The 15794-nt window shown below is 73.2% G+C and carries 11 protein-coding genes, 1 tRNA gene and 1 pseudogene; 3 read left to right on the forward strand and 10 right to left on the reverse strand.

Going from position 1 to position 15794, the window contains the following annotated elements; translation table 11 throughout:
- Window positions 1-1775: cobyrinic acid a,c-diamide synthase CobB (locus tag Ade02nite_RS11065; RefSeq protein ID WP_239168680.1), on the reverse strand; the 1775-nt coding region annotated here is incomplete at its 3' end.
- Window positions 1776-1876: 101 nt separating this feature from the next.
- Between Ade02nite_RS11065 and Ade02nite_RS11070 the strand changes: the two are divergent.
- Window positions 1877-2698 (forward strand): annotated as a pseudogene (locus tag Ade02nite_RS11070) (SURF1 family cytochrome oxidase biogenesis protein); the annotation flags it as partial.
- 627 nt (window positions 2699-3325) lie between these two features.
- On the opposite strand, the gene Ade02nite_RS11075 reads toward Ade02nite_RS11070, so the two are convergent.
- From Ade02nite_RS11075 to Ade02nite_RS11115, 9 genes are all read right to left on the reverse strand, one after another.
- Complete coding sequence (locus tag Ade02nite_RS11075; protein ID WP_239168681.1) at window positions 3326-4900, reverse strand: ATP-dependent DNA ligase; 1575 nt, start codon at window positions 4898-4900, stop codon at window positions 3326-3328.
- A 717-nt stretch (window positions 4901-5617) separates the two neighbouring features.
- Entirely contained in the window at window positions 5618-5914 is a 297-nt protein-coding gene (locus Ade02nite_RS11080) for a hypothetical protein (protein WP_239168705.1), read from the reverse strand.
- A 66-nt stretch (window positions 5915-5980) separates the two neighbouring features.
- A complete protein-coding gene (locus Ade02nite_RS11085) occupies window positions 5981-7459 on the reverse strand; it encodes an FAD-dependent monooxygenase (protein WP_203761501.1) in 1479 nt (492 codons plus the stop codon).
- A gap of 11 nt (window positions 7460-7470) precedes the next feature.
- Entirely contained in the window at window positions 7471-8817 is a 1347-nt protein-coding gene (locus Ade02nite_RS11090) for a dipeptidase (RefSeq protein WP_203761669.1), read from the reverse strand.
- Between the two features lie 87 nt (window positions 8818-8904).
- Window positions 8905-9969 carry a M48 family metallopeptidase gene (locus Ade02nite_RS11095; protein ID WP_203761502.1) on the reverse strand — a complete coding sequence of 355 codons (1065 nt, stop codon included), beginning with the start codon at window positions 9967-9969 and terminating at the stop codon, window positions 8905-8907.
- Between the two features lie 43 nt (window positions 9970-10012).
- The gene (locus Ade02nite_RS11100) at window positions 10013-11557 is read right to left on the reverse strand and encodes a cobyric acid synthase (RefSeq protein ID WP_203761503.1); all 1545 of its coding nucleotides are present in this window, start codon (window positions 11555-11557) and stop codon (window positions 10013-10015) included.
- Complete coding sequence (locus tag Ade02nite_RS11105; RefSeq protein WP_203761504.1) at window positions 11554-12612, reverse strand: cobalamin biosynthesis protein; 1059 nt, start codon at window positions 12610-12612, stop codon at window positions 11554-11556. The genes Ade02nite_RS11100 and Ade02nite_RS11105 overlap by 4 nt, the downstream gene beginning before the upstream one ends.
- Window positions 12609-13109, reverse strand: a complete 501-nt coding sequence (locus Ade02nite_RS11110; RefSeq protein ID WP_203761505.1) for a hypothetical protein — start codon at window positions 13107-13109, stop codon at window positions 12609-12611. The genes Ade02nite_RS11105 and Ade02nite_RS11110 overlap by 4 nt, the downstream gene beginning before the upstream one ends.
- A gap of 385 nt (window positions 13110-13494) precedes the next feature.
- A complete protein-coding gene (locus tag Ade02nite_RS11115) occupies window positions 13495-14334 on the reverse strand; it encodes a single-stranded DNA-binding protein (protein ID WP_203761506.1) in 840 nt (279 codons plus the stop codon).
- Between the two features lie 170 nt (window positions 14335-14504).
- Here Ade02nite_RS11115 and Ade02nite_RS11120 point away from each other — a divergent pair, with 170 nt between their 5' ends.
- Together Ade02nite_RS11120 and Ade02nite_RS11125 are read left to right on the forward strand one after the other, a co-directional pair.
- Window positions 14505-15503, forward strand: coding sequence for an alpha/beta hydrolase (locus Ade02nite_RS11120; protein WP_203761507.1), 999 nt, complete (start codon window positions 14505-14507; stop codon window positions 15501-15503).
- Between the two features lie 169 nt (window positions 15504-15672).
- A tRNA-Arg gene (locus Ade02nite_RS11125) sits at window positions 15673-15745 on the forward strand.
- Window positions 15746-15794 lie beyond the last annotated feature (49 nt).

Here is a 15794-nt window from a genome sequence, read left to right on the forward strand (position 1 = left end):
GACGTTGGCTGGCCTGGCGTTGGCTGGCCTGGCATCGACTCGGCGGGCAGCGCCGGGGCCGGTGCCGAATGGGCGCCCACCGGCTGCGGCGGCGTGTGCTGGGCCGGCGGCATCGGGTTGGCCTGTGACATCGGCTGGGTCTCGGACATCGGGTTGGCCTGGGACATCGGGTGGGTCTCGGACATCGGGTGCGCCTGAGACAACGGGTTGGCCCGGGACGTCGGCTGGGCCAACGGCAGGGCATGCATAGCGGGCTCGGCCTGCGCGGCGGGCACAGGCTGGGCTGAAGGCGCGGTCTGAGCCGCGGGCGCGGGCTGCACCGGGGACATGGGCTGCACCGGCGGCATCGGCTGGGCGTGCGGGGGCATCGGTGGAGCCTGCGGCGGCATCGGCGGGCGGGACGGGGGCGCCATCGGGGCGGGCCCGGCGATCGCGGCCGAGACGATGCGCTTGGCGATCTCGGGGGCGGCCGCCCAGTGCAGGCCCAGCTGGGAGGCGTGCACCTGGCGCCAGACGAAGCCCTCCGGGTTGCCGCCGGACCAGGTCCACGCCGGGACCGTGCCGGCGCGCGGGGTCACGATCGCCCGGTGTTGCTTGTAGCCGGTGATGCGGGCTCCTGCGGGGGCGAGCGACGACGTGATGGGCGCGGTGGCCTCGCGGTAGCCGGCGATCGTCTGCTCGCCGGTGACCGCCGACGCGTCGAAGACCCCGCACATCGGGCGGCCGTCGAAGTCCCGTCCGAGCCACGGCAGGGCCACGCCCTCCGCCACGACCGGCCATCCGTCGTGCGCGAACTGGGCGACCGCGTTGCAGAGCCGGCGATTGGCCGACAGCTCCTCCGCGTACCCCTCGGGAAGCCCTGCCCCCACGATCAGCGCGCGCGTGCCCGCCGGGAGCGACTCGTCACGCAGCGGATCGACCACGGCGACCTCGGCACCCGCGGCCGTCAGGAGCTCGGCCGTCTCGACATAGGTGTACGGGGCGCCGGGGCCGCCCGCGAGCGCGACCACCGGGCGCTGGTCGAAGACCTCGCCGCCGACGACGTCCGCGGGCGTCCAGACCGGTCCGGGCAGGGCCGGGGCCGACGCGGCGAGCGCCATGAGCCGTTCCAGATCGAGGCCGCCGGCGACCGCCTCGCCGAGCCGCCGCACCGCGCGGGACGCCTCGACCGTGCGGTGCGCGACCGGCACCGGGCCGTGCGCGCGCGCCGGCAGAACGTTGGGCAGGTCACCGCGGCGCAGCGCCCCGAGGACCGGCATGCCGATGTCGTCGAGCGCGGTGCGCAGCATCTGCTCGTGCCGGGGCGACGCGACCCGGTTGAGGATCACCCCGCCCAGGTGCACCATCTCGTCGAACATGCGGAAGCCGTGCACGAGCGCGGCGAGCGAGTGACCCATGGCGGCGACGTCGACGACGAGCACGACCGGGGCGCGCAGGGCGGCGGCGACCGCGGCGGTGCCGTCGACCTCCGGCTGACCGGTGAGCGAGTCGAACAGGCCCATCGCGCCCTCGATCACGGAGAGTTGCGCGCTGCCGGCACCATGCAGGAACAGCGGGGCGATACGCTGCGCCCCGACCAGCCGGGGGTCGAGGTTGCGGCCGGGCCGGCCGGCCGCGAGTCCGAGGTACGCGGCGTCGGTGTGATCCGGGCCGACCTTGAACCCGGCCGCCGGGATGCCACGCGCCGCGGCGGCCGCGAGCAGGCCGACCGCGATGGCGGTCTTGCCGTGCCCGGACGCGGGCGCGCTCACGACCAGTCGGGGCTGGGCGCTCATCTATGACTCTCCCGAACGGAATATCGCCTGTTGTCGACTACAGAAGTGGGACAGTACCCGGCCCAGGCAGGCGACATCCTGCCGACGGGTAGCCTCGGGACGTGTACCGCTTCCTGCTGAGGCCGCGCTGGCTGGCCGCTGCCGCGTTCGCTCTGGCAGCCGCGGCGGTGATGGTGATGCTCGGCAACTGGCAGCTGCACCGGTACCAGGAGCGCAGCGCGACCAACGACCGCATCGACGCCGCTGACTCCGTACAGGCCGTTCCGATGACCTCGGTGCTGGCCCGGCCGACCGCCGCGGGCACGCCCGGCGAGGCCCCCGGCAAGCAGCTGGCCTGGACAAAGGTCACGGTCAGCGGCCGCTACGACCCGGCTCACGAGATCCAGGCGCGCGGCCGCACGGTCGACGGCGACGTGGGCTACGAGATCGTCACCCCGCTGATCCTGAACGACGGGACGGCGGTCCTGGTCGACCGCGGCTGGATCCCCGCGCCGGACGGCGGGGCGCTGGCGGCCCCCACGGTCCCGCCCGCACCGACGGGCACGGTGACCGTCGTCGGCCAGGTCCACTTGTCGGAAAGCCGACCGGCCCCGATCGAGCAGCGCAACGGCCGCCTGGACACCCGCCGGATCACCGTGCCGAAGCTCGCGCAGGAGCTGCCGTATCCGGTCTACGGCGCCTACCTGCTCCTGACGGAGCAGACCCCGGCGAACGACGCCGCTTTCACCCGCATCCCGATCGGCCACGAGGACGCCTGGCAGAACGGCGGCTACGCGGTCCAGTGGTGGCTGTTCGCGGTGATGGCCCTTTTCGCGTACGGCTACTACGCCCGCAAGGAAGCCCGCGGCGAGTCGAAGCCGGCCACCCCCGGCACCACCCGCGAGCCCGTCCCGGCCACCCACGCCGGCGACCGCGTCGCGGAGGCCGACCGCAAGAAGTCCCGCTCCGGCGACCGCGTCGAGGAGTACGACCGCCGCAAGGCCGCCGGCGGAGACCGCGTGGAAGAGTACGACCGCCGCAAGGCCGCCAGCGGAGACCGCGTGGAGGAATACGACCGGAGGAAGGCCGCCGCCCGGGCTTCCTCGGGTGATCGCGTCGAGGAATACGACCGCGAGCGGGCAGCCCGAGCCGCCGCGAGCGACTCGCCGAAGGACACCGGCCGCTGACGCTGTCTGGCTGCGCCGGCGGGCGCGGGCGCTGCCAAGGGTGCAACGCCCGGGTAGCGCTGCCCAGAGGTGACGTCATCCCTGTGCGGCGGGACCAAGCGGGAGCGCGCTCGCCTTAACGTCACCCCCGGGGCGCTCGAAGGCCTCCAACTACGGCACGTAGCGACTGTGGCGATGCCTAGCGTTCCGGACAGAGTTAACCGACCACGCACGTCGTTGCGGCGGGGCGACATGGTGCGTCGGGTGAGCCGGTGCCGTGGGCGGCCCAATACGGTGGGTGGCCTAACGCGATGGACGGCCCAACGCGATGGACGGCCCAACGCGATGGACGGCCCAACGCGATGGACGGCCCAACGCGATGGAGGATCTGCGGCGGTGGGTGGCTTATGGCGGTGGGTAGCCGCCTATGGCTCGGACTGTGTCGATGGTGTCGGCCTCGGTGGCGGGCTTGTCGTCGCGGTAGCGGAGGACCCGGGCGAAGCGCAGGGCCACGCCGCCCGGGTAGCGCGGGGAGGTCTGGACGCCGTCGAAGGCGATCTCGACGACCTGGACGGGGCGGACTCGGACCGCCCAGCCGTTGTCGTCGATCTGGAGTTGCTTGAAGCGCTCGGTCTGCCAGCGCAGGAGCTCGTCGGTGAGGCCCTTGAACGTCTTGCCGAGCATGACGAACTCGCCGGTGCGCGGGTCGAGGGCGCCCAGGTGGAGGTTGGAGAGCCAGCCGCGGCGGCGGCCGTGGCCCCACTCGGCGGCGAGGACCACGAGGTCGAGGGTGTGCCGTGGCTTGACCTTGACCCAGGCGTTGCCGCGGCGGCCGACGTCGTAGGGGGCCTCGGCGGCCTTGACGACCACGCCCTCCTGGCCGGCGGCCAGCGCCGCCGCGAAGGCCGCTGCCGCCTCCTCCTCGGTCTCGGCCGTGGTGCGCCCGACGATCAGCTCGGCCGGCAGCGCGTCGGCGAGGGCCGCCCACCGCACCCGGCCGGGCTCGTCGAGCAGGTCGGCGCCGTCGAGATGGAGCAGGTCGAAGAAGTAGGGGGTCAGCGCGAGCGGTGCCGGGGCGGGAGCCGACTCGGCCGCCTTGCCGCGGCCGGCGGCGCGGGCACCGCGGGTCGCGGCGCGGCTGGACGTCTCTTGGAACGGGCGGGGGCGGCCGGTCTCGTCGAGGGTCATGGCCTCGCCGTCGAGAACGGCCTCGCGCAGCGGGAGCTTGCGGACGGCGGCGACGACCTCGGGCATGCGCGAGGTGATGTCGTCGAGGCTGCGGGTGAAGACGGCCACGTCGTCGCCGGAGCGGTGGACCTGGATGCGGATGCCGTCGAGCTTCACGTCGACGGTCGCGGGGGTGCCGGTGGCGAGCAGGGCGGCGCCGACGTCGGGGGCGGCCTGGGCGAGCATCGGGGTCAGCGGGGTGCCGACCCGCAGGTGGATCTCGGCGAGGGCGGCGGCGCCGCCGGTGAGCGCGGCGACGGCGACCTGTTTGAGGTCACCGGAGAGCAGCAGCGCCCGGCGGACCGCGGTGAGCGGGACCTCGGCGGCCTTGGCGATCGCGTCGGCGAGCAGGCCGGCCTGGGCGCCCTGGCGCAGCTCGCCCCCGAACAGCCCGATCAGCAGCCGCTGCTCCTCGTCGGTGGCGGCGGCGAAGAGGGCACCCAGCAACTCGCGCCGCCTGGCCTGTGAGCCGGCGCCGGCCACCACGGAGATCTCGGCGACCGCGGCGTCGACCCCCGCGACGGTGAGGCTCGGCTCGGTCGCGGGCGGCGGCCGGTCGCGAAGGCTCGCATAGCCGACGCCGGTCTGCCGCTGCCGCAGCTCACCGGCGAGGAAGGCGGAGCCGGCCGCGATCTCACCGGGATCGAGCCGGCGGAGCGCGTCGGCCAGCAGCTCGATCTTGGCCTTGCGCCCGGAGGTAGCGGCGACGGCCGCCGAGGTCGCCGCCAGGTCGAGGAATCGCACAAACCTCATCCTGGCAGCACCCCCTGACATTTTCGGCCCCGCCGACCGGCAACCGCCCGACGCCACCAACGGAAGGCGACGACGGCAAACGACGGATGACGCGGACGGCGGGTGGCGATGACGGACGCGACGGGCAGAGGGTGGCGCGGCAGAGGGTGGCGCGGCAGAGGGTGGCGCGGCGGGGGGCGGCCAGCAAATGGCGGCAGGACGCGAGAGCAAGCGGCGTCCGGCGGCCGCCGGTCGGAGCGGCGGCGGAATGGCGTAGGCAGCAGGGAACAGCGGGCGGCGAACGAGCAACAAAAGCGGCAAAAATGCCCAGTCGGGCGTAAACATGCGAATGGGCGGCGATCGGGCGGCGGATGCCGAGCGAAACGGGACGGGCGCAGGCAGCGGATGACGAGCGAAATGAGATGGGCGCGGGCGGCGGATGCCGAGCGAACCGAGACGAGGCGGGCGGCGGAGATAACGAGTAAAACGGGATGGGCGCGCGGGCGGCGAATGCCGAGCGAACCGGACGGGCGGGTGGGCGGCAAATGACGGCGGATGGTGGGTAACGACGGGTGAGGGCGGCGAGCGCCGCACCGGGTGAGTGCTGCGCGATAGCCAGCCGACCGGCCGCTCAGGCGGCTCAGGGCTCGGAGATGCGGAGGCCGCGGGCGCGGACCTGGCGAGGGCGGCGAGCGCCGCTCCGGGCGAGGGCGGCGCGGCAGCCGGCCCACCGGCCGCTCAGGCGGCTCGGGGCTCGGAGATGCGGAAGCCGCGGGCGCGGACCTGGTCGGCGACGCGGGTCACCTGGGCGTCGATCGCGACCAGGGTGGCCGAGAGCTCCTCCAGGTGGTCGGTGAGGGCGGAGTCGTCCCAGTCGGCGACGTCGACCGAGTCCATGGCGAGGACCGCGGCGCGCAGCCGGGCGAGGGACTCGATCCGCTCGCGGGAGCGGAGGCGGTCGATGGTGTTGCGCGGCCCGATCGGCATCGGCCGCACCACCGGGGCAAGCGAGGCAGGCACTTTGTTCGAACGCATGTTCTAATCCTAACAGGACGCAGGCGCCTCCCGCACCAGTTCACTCTTTGTGACGACGGGCTCCTGTCAGCCCGTGAGCAGGGGCGGGAACGTGTTCGTGGCGTCACTCGGAGCAGCTTCGGCGGCCACGAAACCGTCGGGGCGTACGAGGTAGAGCCGTCCCGGCGTGAGGCCGGTCTGTGGCGCCTCGGCGAAGACGTGCACGGGCAGGCCGAGGTCCGGGAGGTCGGCGGCGGCCACTCCCCCGTACGCGTGGATCTGCCATGTCGCCTCGCGCAGCACGTCGAAGTTGCCGCCCGTCCAGGGCAGCCGGCGGCCGACCACCGGATCGCGCCGGCCGTTCGACGCCGCCTGGGCGCCGGCGGTCATCCAGTAGTGGATGCGGATCTGGGACACGTATTGGAACAGGCGGGATCCGCCCGAGGCGCGCGGCAGCAACCGCACGCCCACCGGCGCGAGCAACGGCGCGGCGAGCCGGCGCAGCAATCGGGTCGCCGGGCGCTGGGAGGTGACCATCCCGAAGAGCCGGTCGGTCGTCGCCACCAGCGTCTTCGCGACCGGGCGGCGCTCGGCCTCGTACCGGTCGAGCCAGGCGTCGCGGCGCCGGCCGCGCACGACGTCGGCCAGCTTGAACGCGAGGTTGTGGGCGTCCTGAAGGCCCGTGTTCATGCCCTGGCCGCCGACCGGCGAATGGACGTGGGCCGCGTCGCCGGCGAGGAAGAACGGACCGTCGCGGAAGGCCGCCGCGACCCGGTGGTGCACCTTGTACGTCGCGAACCAGCGCGCCTCGCCGTACGTCACCGCGAAGCGGCGGATGCGGGGGCGCACGTCCTCCTCGGTGAGCCGGCCGTCGCCGTCGTCGTCGCGGACCAGGCCGATGAGCCGCCAGTTGCCGAGGCCGCGCATCGGGAAGCCGAGCAGGAAGTCGGAGCTGCCGGGGCGTACGTTTATCGCGTTTTCGACCAGGCCGCCGGTCGCCGCCGCGTCGAGGACGAAGAACCGGTGCGGGTTGGTGACGCCCTCGAACGGGATGCGGCGGGCCTTGCGGACGATCGAGTTGGCGCCGTCGCAGCCGACGCAGAAGCGCGCCCGCACGGTGTCGTTGCCGACCTTGGCCACCACGCCCTCGTCGGTCTGGGTCACCGCCGTCACCGGCGTCTCCCAGCGGACCTCGCCGCCGAGCTTGTGCAGATTTTCGTAGAGGATCTCCTCGTTGCGGCTCTGCTCGAGGATCTCGATGTACGGGAACGGCGTCAGGTCGCCGCCGAGCGGGCCGATCGGGATGCGCCCGAACGCCCGGTCGTCGAAGCCGGGCGCCAGCGCGTCCGCACGATGCGCCGCGTGCAGCACCAAGTCACCGAGGCCGAGCTGGTCGTAGATCTCGAGGCTGCGCGCCTGGACGACGAGGGCCCGCGACTCGCGGGTGGGCCCCTCCTTGCCGTCGGCGACGATCACGTCGACCCCGAGTTTGACCAGCCAGTTGGCGAGCATCAGCCCGGTCGGACCGGCGCCCGCCACCAGCACGTCACACGTCAGCTCGGCCATCGGCCGCTCCTCTACTTCGACAAGGTGTCCGCCACGTTCTTGAGCAGCAGGGCCTCGGCGACGCAGACGCGCTCGAACTCGCCGAGGTGGAGGCTCTCGTCGGGGCCGTGCGCTCCCGCGTAGGGGTCCTCGACGCCGGTGACGAGGACCGCGGCCTGCGGGAACAGCTCCTGGAAGGTGGCGATGAACGGGATCGACCCGCCCACGCCGATGTCGACCGGCGACGTGCCGTCCCAGGCCGCGGTGAAGGCCGCGCGGGCCGCCTCGTACGCCGGGCCGGTCGCGTCGATCACGCAGGGCGAGCCGAGGCTCTCGAGGGTCACCTCGACCTGGGCGCCCCACGGCACGTGCTTCTCGAGGTGGGCCTTGACCGCCGCGTACGCCGACTCGGGGTCGTCGCCGGGCGCCAGCCGTACGCCGATCTTGGCCTTGGCCGTCGGCTGGAGGGCGTTGGCCGCCTCGAGCGTGCGGGGCGCGTCGATGCCGAGGACGGAGATCGCCGGCTTGGTCCAGAGCCGGTCGGTGATGGTGCCCTTGCCGATCAGCTGAACGCCGTCGAGCGTGCCGGCCTCGTGACGGAAACGGTCCTCGGGGTAGTCGACCGGCGCGCCCTCGCGGCCCACCAAGCCGTCGACGGCGACCTCGCCGTGCTCGTCGTGCAGGGTCGAGATCAGCCGCGAAAGGGTGATCAGCGCGTCGGGCACGGCCCCGCCGTACATGCCGCTGTGCACGGCGCTGCGCAGCACCTTGACCTCGGCGAACAGGTTGACCAGGCCGCGCAGCGAGGTGGTGAGAGCCGGCTCGCCGATGTCCCAGTTGCCGGAGTCGGCGATGACGATGACGTCGGAGCGCAGCTCGTCGAGGTGGGCCTGGATGATCGCGTCGAGCGAGTCGGAGCCGTATTCCTCCTCACCCTCGACGAAGACGACCACGCCGACCGGGAGCTGGTCGCCGAAGGCGCGCAGTGCGGCGACGTGGGCCATCACGCCGGCCTTGTCGTCGGCGGCGCCGCGGCCGTAGAGCCGGCCGTCGCGCTCCTGCGGCTCGAACGGGTCGCTCGTCCACTTGGTGAGGTCGCCGACCGGCTGCACGTCGTGGTGGGCGTAGAGCAGCACGGTCGGGGCCCCGGCCGGCGCCGCCTTGCGGCCGATCACGGCGGGCTGGCCGCCGTGGCGCACGATCTGCGTGTCGAGGCCCACGCCGCGCAGCAGCTCGGCGACGGCCTCGGCCGACCGCTCCACGTGGGAGTGGTCGAAGCCCTCGAAGGCGATGCCGGGAATGCGGATCAGCCGCTCCAGGTCGGCACGGACCCCGGGCAGCTCCCGCGCGATCGCCGCGCGCAGATCGGTTTCACTCAAACTCATGACCCCGATCCTAGGCCCGGGGTGTGACGGAAAGTCAGGCGTCGCCGCGAGCCCGCGGCGGGCCCGGCGTGTGACACGAGGTCAGGCGTCGTCGCCGTTGCCGCGGCCGCGCCGGGAGGCGTTGTCCGCCCAGCTGCGGGCGCCGCGCACGGCGGAGCCGGCCAGGTCGCCGGCGCCGTCGCCGAGCTTGCGCAGCAGGCCGACCAGCGGGTCCTGGGAGTTGTTGAAGGTGTCGCGATATGACTGCGCGGCGGCCTTCACGTCGTCGGAGACCGACGCGTCGCCGTCGGAGTCGCGGCGCGGGTAGTCGCCGCCCAGAATCTGGGCGTAGGCACCCGAGTCGATCCACTTGCGCAGCTCGGCGGCGCGGGCGACCGGCACCGGGTGGGTGCTCCACGCGGTCATGCCCAGCTTGTGGATGCTGTCGCGCAGGTCGCCGCCGCTCTCGTACTCGGCGGCCTGCTCGAGGAAGGCGGCCGTGTCGATCTGGGACAGGTCGCCGCCGCCGGCCAGCTTCATGAGCAGGCGCAGCGACGCCGCCGGGTCCTGACCGGCGAGCAGCCCGGCGCGGTCGGCGGAGAGCTCGGCCTTGCGCCACCACTCGAACATCGCGGCGATGATCGCCCGGAGCGCGATCGCGCCGACCGGCAGCCAGCTCAGGCTCGCCGCCCAGCGGGTGAGGATCATCATGATCGTCTTGTAGACGGCGTGACCGCTGCGCACGTGGCCGATCTCGTGACCCAGCATCGCCCGCAGCTCGTCGTCGTCGAGCCGCTCCACGGCTCCCGTGGTGACCACGATGAACGGCTTGTCGAGCCCGATCGCCGAGCCGTTGATGATCGGGTCCTGCGACACGTAGAGCTCCGGGAGCTCGACCACGTCGAGGGTCTGCGCGGCCTCGGTGAAGCGCTGGTAGACGCGGGGGTACTGCCGGTGGTCGACGCGGATGGCGCCGGCCAGGAACTGGAGGCGGAAACCGCGCTCGTTCCACATGCCGAAGAAGGCCTTGACCACGTCGTCGAAGCCGCGCAGCTCGCGCAGGGCGGTCAGCGCGCCGCGGTCGGCCGGGTGCTCCCAGGCCCGCGAGCTGATGCCGGTCAGGGTGACCCGCCGGCGTACCGGACGGTTCTCCTCGTCGGTCGTCATCGATCCCACCCCGTCCTGCGCTCCGGGTTGAACACGCCAGGGCTCAAGGTACTTCCGAAGTGCAACCCGGCGCACCTGGCGGAACGAAGGAAAGTCCGGCGGGCGGCCCCTGCTCGATCAGCCGCCACAGCGCCGCCGTGTCCAGATGCTCCTCCACCAGGTCGGCGAGGACGTCCAGCGAGCGCTCACGCAGGGCGGCGAACCGGGTGTCCGGCGCGACCACGAAGCCGTGCCGGCCGGCGAGGCGCGCCGCCTCGGTGAGGAACCGGCGGCGGAACTCGTCGGACTCGAAGGCGCCGTGCCAGTGGGTGCCGAACACGTGCCCGGCCACGGCGCCCTCGGGGCGGCCGTCGGCGTACCGCAGAAGGGGCCGAGGTGTGCCCGACGACACGACACCGTGGTGGATCTCGTAGCCGGTGACCGGGGCGTCGAAGGCGACGCCGGCCGAGCGGGCCAGCGTCTTGCGCGCGCCGAAGGTGATGTCGACGGGCAGCAGGCCCAGGCCGGGCACGGTGCCGCGGCGGCTCTCGACCTCGTCGTGGATCGTGCGGGAGAGCATCTGGAAGCCGCCGCAGATGCCGAGCAGCGGCTTGCCGGCGGCGGCGTGCGCGGTCACGGCGTCGGCGAGGCCGGTCTCGCGCAGCCAGGCGAGGTCACTCACGGTCGCCTTGGAGCCGGGCAGGACGACCAGGTCGGCGTCGGCGATCTCGGCGGGTTCGATCGTCATCCGTACGCGCACGCCCGGCTCGGCGGCGAGCGCCTCGGCGTCGGTCGCGTTGGAGACGCGCGGCAGGCGTACGACCGCCACGCGAAGCCACTCCGTGCCGCGCGGCGCGGCGGGCCGGCCGAGCACCCGCCCGTAGGCGAGCGAGTCCTCGCCGTCGAGCCAGACGTCGAGGTGGAACGGGAGAACGCCGTGCACCGGCCGCCCGGTCGCCGCCGTGATCATGTCGAGCCCCGGCCGCAGGATCCCGAGGTCACCGCGGAACTTGTTGATCACAAAGCCCGCGACGAGCGCCTGGTCGGCGGGGTCGAGCAGCGCGAGGGTGCCGAAGAGCGCGGCGAAGACCCCGCCCCGGTCGATGTCGCCGACGACGATCGCGGGCAGGCCGGCCCGGCGCGCCAGCCCCATGTTGACGAAGTCGCCGTCGCGCAGGTTGATCTCGGCGGGGCTGCCGGCGCCCTCGCAGATCACGGCGTCGTACTCCGCCCGCAACTCGGCAAGGGCGGCGTGCGCGACCTCGGCCAGGCGCGGCTTCATGGATCGGTAGTTGCCGGCGGTGACGGTGTCGATCGCCTCGCCGAGCAGGACGACCTGGCTCGACACGTCGCTGCCGGGCTTGAGCAGCACGGGGTTGAAGCGCAGATCGGGCTCGATGCCGCAGGCGGCGGCCTGCATGGCCTGCGCGCGGCCGATCTCGCCGCCGCGGCCGTCCGGGCCCACCACGACGACCGAGTTGTTCGACATGTTCTGCGCCTTGAACGGCGCCACCTTGACGCCGCGACGATGCAGCCAGCGGCAGATGCCGGCGGTGAGCACGCTCTTGCCGGCGTCGGAGGTGGTGCCGGCGACAAGGAGGCCGCTCACGCCCGCTCCCTTCCCCGGGCCAGGCTCGCGTCGGCTCTTCCCCTGGCCACGCTCGCGTCGGCTCTTCCCATGGCCACGCTCGCGCCGGCTCTTCCCCTGGCCACGCTCGCGCCGGCCCGTCCTTTGGCGAGGCTCAAGCCGGCTGCGATCACGGCCGCGCCGACGCCGACCGCGCCGGACACGCGCGCGGCGCGGCGCAGGTGAACGGCACGGGGCTTGGGCCCGTCGCCGAGGAACGGCCTGGTCTCACTTCGGCCAAAATAGACATTACGCCCACCAAGCCGTACGCCGAGAGCGCCGGCCATGGCGGATTCGCACTGCCCGGCGTTCGGGGAGGGATGGTCGTCCCGGTCGCGCCGCCATACCCGCAGCGTCTCCCGGGGCGAACCGCCCGCGACCGGCGCGAGGGCGATCGTCAGCAGCCCGGTCAGCCGCGACGGCAGCAGGTTGAGCGCGTCGTCGAGCCGCGCCGAAGCCGTGCCGAAGCGGGCATAACGGGCCGATCGGTGCCCCACCATCGCGTCGAGCGTGTTGGCGGCGCGATAGCCGAGCAGCCCCGGAAGCCCCAGAACGCCACCCCAGAACAGCGGTGCCACGACGGCGTCGGACGTGTTCTCGGCCACCGACTCGACGGTGGCGCGGGCCAGCTCGGGCGCGTCGAGCTGGGCGGGATCGCGCCCGCAGAGGTGATTGAGCCGGCCACGGGCCTGCTCGATGTCGTCCCGGTCGAGATATCGCGCCATGACACGCGACTCGCGCCGAAGCGTGCGCCCGCCGAGCACGGTCCAGGTGGCCGCGGCCATCAGCGCGGCGCGCGCCACCGGCAGCCGCCGAGTGGCAACGGCCGCGCCCAGCCCCACGGCGGCCGGCACCCCGACCGCCACGGCGGTGAAGACGGCCCCGCGGCGGCGCGTGGGAGCGTAGAGCCGCCGTTCGAGCGCCCCGGCGGCCGTGCCGAACCCGGCCACCGGGTGGAGCCGTCGTGGATCTCCGAACGCGGCGTCGAGCAGAAAACCGGCGATCAGCCCGGCCGCGTCCGCCTTGCCGTTGCTCACGCCGGGGTCGCGTCTCGGTCCACGCGGCCGGCAGTGGAGTGGCTCAGGTCACAGACCCAGACCACGATCTCGGCGTCGTCGATCACCGGGTCGTCCGGGAACGGCACCGGGTCCAACTGGCCCCAGGCGATGGCGCCGGGGGCCCTGTCCTCCAGAAACTCGACGACGATCGGCTGGAGGTCGCCCGTCGTGCGGTAACCGGTCTCGAACGGCAACTGGTCGTGTCCGCAGGAACGGGTCGAGCAGCGCAGCTGCCCCGCCTGCGGGTCGTGCCACACGTAGAACGTCGCCGGCCCGTCGTGTCCCAGGGTCACGACCTGGTCCCTCAGCAGCTCGGCCGTCTCCTCGAAGGCGGCCACCACCTCGTCCGCCGTCATGCCCAGGCGCTCGTGCGGCGGGGCGCCGAACCAGCTGGTGTTGGCGGTCTCGGCGTCCTGGTCGTGCGGCGCGAGGACTAGTGTCTCGCCCGCGATCGCGCGGATCTCCTTCAACAGCACGGCCCCAGTCTGCCGGTCCGGCCCACCCGAGGACCAACCGGGCAGGTCGGCCGGGCGGGCCGTTCAGTCGGCACGATCGGCCCACCCCGTTCGGGGGAGCCCTCCCCCGTCCGGTCGGCCCATCACGAGGCCGCTCCGCAATGGACACGGCACCGGGCAGCCCTGACGGCGCGCGCGCCGCAGGACCGACCCGCACGCCGCGGACGAGGGAGCCCGGCCCGCACCGTTGCCGGCCAGGCTCCACACATCAGCTCACGAGCGACCGGACCAGGCCACGAGCGACCGGACCAGGCCACGCGACCGGGCCAAGCCGCGCGCGACCGGAACAGGCCGCGCGCGACCGGACCAAGCCGCGATCGGCCCGGTCAACCCGCTGTCGGCCGGGTCAGGCGGCGATGGGCGCCCGCTTGGCCGAGGCGCGCCGGCCCCGGCGGGCCGTCGTGGCGGGCGGCGCCGCCTCGATCCGCTCGACCTCGAGCGTGATCTCGTCGTCGGCCCCCTCCGCGGCGGGCTCCGGCACAGCCGACAGCTCGGCGGTCGAGCGCCCAGCAGCCCCGGCCTCGGCCTCGACCGGCGGAGGCTCAGCAGCCCCGACCGGCGAAAGCTGCGCCGGCGGAACCTCAGCCGGCCGGAGCTCGGCAGGCGCCAGCTCGGCAGGCGCCAGCTCGGCGGGCGGGAGCTGGGCGGGCGCCAGCTCGGCGAAGGCGGGCGGCTCCGCGAAGACGGGCGGCTCCAGGAACGCCGGGTTGTCGGGCAGGCCCTCCCCGTACCCGATCGGGGCCTCCTCGGGTGTCAGCGTGATCGACGGCTCCGCGCCGAGCTCGGCCTCGGCCTCCTCGATCGCGGCGGCGCCCGGCAGCGCCTTTTGACGGAAGAACCGCGCCCGGCCGCGGGCGAGGTCGTGGCCGATCGCCTCGGCCTCCATCTCCCACGAGATGCGCTTGTTGCCTTGGTCGTCCTGCCAGTCACGGGTGAAGACGCGCCCGTAGACGATGACCGGGTCGCCGACGGCGATCGACGAGGCGACGCCCTCGGCGAGCCGGCGCCAGGCGGACACCCGGATGCGCAGGCTGCGGCCGTCGACCCAGGTGTTGGTCTCCCGGTCGTAGCGCCGCGCCGTGGACGCCATGCGGAAGCTGGCGACCAGGTTGCCGCTGCTGGGGACGCGGCGCCACTCCGGCGCGACGAGGACGTTGCCCACGACGACGAGGTTGGTGTCGAACACTGTGTGCCCTCCTGTTGGTGACGTTTGGCGGGCAGTCTGGTGCGCTCGGCGTACCGGAAAGGGATCTTGACTGGCGGCCTGTGGACGACGGGACGTCCTGTGGAAAACGAGCGCGGAGCGGGGCGATCTGATATCGCGCGCTGCCCGGTACCAGTGGGTAGCCTGGGCGCGTGGAGATCGACGTTCTCGGGCCGCCCTACGAGCGGCACACGATCGACCTGGGCACCGACGACGAGGGCGTGGTCGTCGCCACGCTGGTGCGCCGGCGCGCCGAAACGCCGCACAAGCGCGCCGTGCTCTACGTGCACGGTTTCGTGGACTATTTCTTCCAGACCCATCTCGCCGATTTCTTCGTCGAGCAGGGCTGGGATTTCTACGCGCTCGACCTGCGCAAGTACGGCCGCAGCCTGCTCCCCCACCAGACGCCCAACTTCGCCCGCAGCCTCACCGATTACTACCCGGAGCTGGACGAGGCGGCCCGCATCATCCGCGAGGACGACGGGCACGATCAGTTGCTGGTCGCCGGCCATTCCACCGGCGGGCTCATCACGTCGTTGTGGTCCCATTCGCGCCAGGGTCAAGGCATTGTCGACGGCCTCTTCCTGAACAGCCCGTTCTTCGACTTCAACGTGCCGTGGCTGGTGAAACGCCCGATCATGGCGGCCGCGATCGGCGTCTCGCGGCGTTCCCCGTACCGCAAGATCCCGATGGCCAACCTGGGCCTGTACGGGCAGAGCCTGCACGCCGACCACCAGGGCGAATGGAGCTACGACCTGGCCTGGAAACCGGTGCTCGGCTTCCCCGTGACCACGGGCTGGCTGGAGGCCATCCGCCGCGGTCAGCGCCGCCTGCGCGCCGGCCTGTCGATCGACGCCCCGGTCTTCGTGGCCTGCTCGACGCGGTCCTTCCGCGGCCGCGCCTGGCACGACGACCTGCGCATCACCGATTCCGTGCTCGACGTCGAGCACATCGTGCGCTGGGCGCCCCGCCTCGGCCCGCGCGTCTCCATCGCCCGCTTCGACGGCGGCATGCACGACCTGACTCTCTCCGGCAAGGAGGTGCGCGTCGAGCTCTTCCGCGAGCTCGGCCGCTGGGTCGACGCGTACCTGCCCCCGGTCGGCACCCCGGAGATCGAGGTACCCCCGGCCCCGGAGGACGCCACCAGGTAGGACGGCGCTGAATGGCGAGCCGGGCACAAAGGGCGAGCGTTTCGAATCGGTGTCGGAGAGCCGGAACGGGGGGACCGACCGGCCCGGCCGGCATAGACGTTCCGGGTGGTTATGAGGGGACGGCTGGGTGCCCCCGCGTCACAGTCGGCAAGATAGGCTGTTGGCCCACGCGCTCGTAGCTCAGCGGATAGAGCAATGGACTTCTAATCCATCGGTCGCAGGTTCGAATCCTGCCGGGCGCGCCTTGTGATGTGCCGGGCACCAGCTGGTGCGCCGGGTGGTTTCGGCTAT

This window comes from Paractinoplanes deccanensis (assembly GCF_016862115.1).
GTDB classification, from domain to species: Bacteria; Actinomycetota; Actinomycetes; order Mycobacteriales; family Micromonosporaceae; genus Actinoplanes; species Actinoplanes deccanensis.

Excerpts from the sequence above, each read along its gene's own strand:
- Ade02nite_RS11080 (WP_239168705.1), bottom strand. The coding sequence starts at position 5,914 with ATGCGTTCGAACAAAGTGCCTGCCTCGCTTGCCCCGGTGGTGCGGCCG.
- Ade02nite_RS11095 (WP_203761502.1), bottom strand. The coding sequence starts at position 9,969 with ATGACGACCGACGAGGAGAACCGTCCGGTACGCCGGCGGGTCACCCTG.
- Ade02nite_RS11075 (WP_239168681.1), bottom strand. The coding sequence starts at position 4,900 with ATGAGGTTTGTGCGATTCCTCGACCTGGCGGCGACCTCGGCGGCCGTC.
- Ade02nite_RS11085 (WP_203761501.1), bottom strand. The coding sequence starts at position 7,459 with ATGGCCGAGCTGACGTGTGACGTGCTGGTGGCGGGCGCCGGTCCGACC.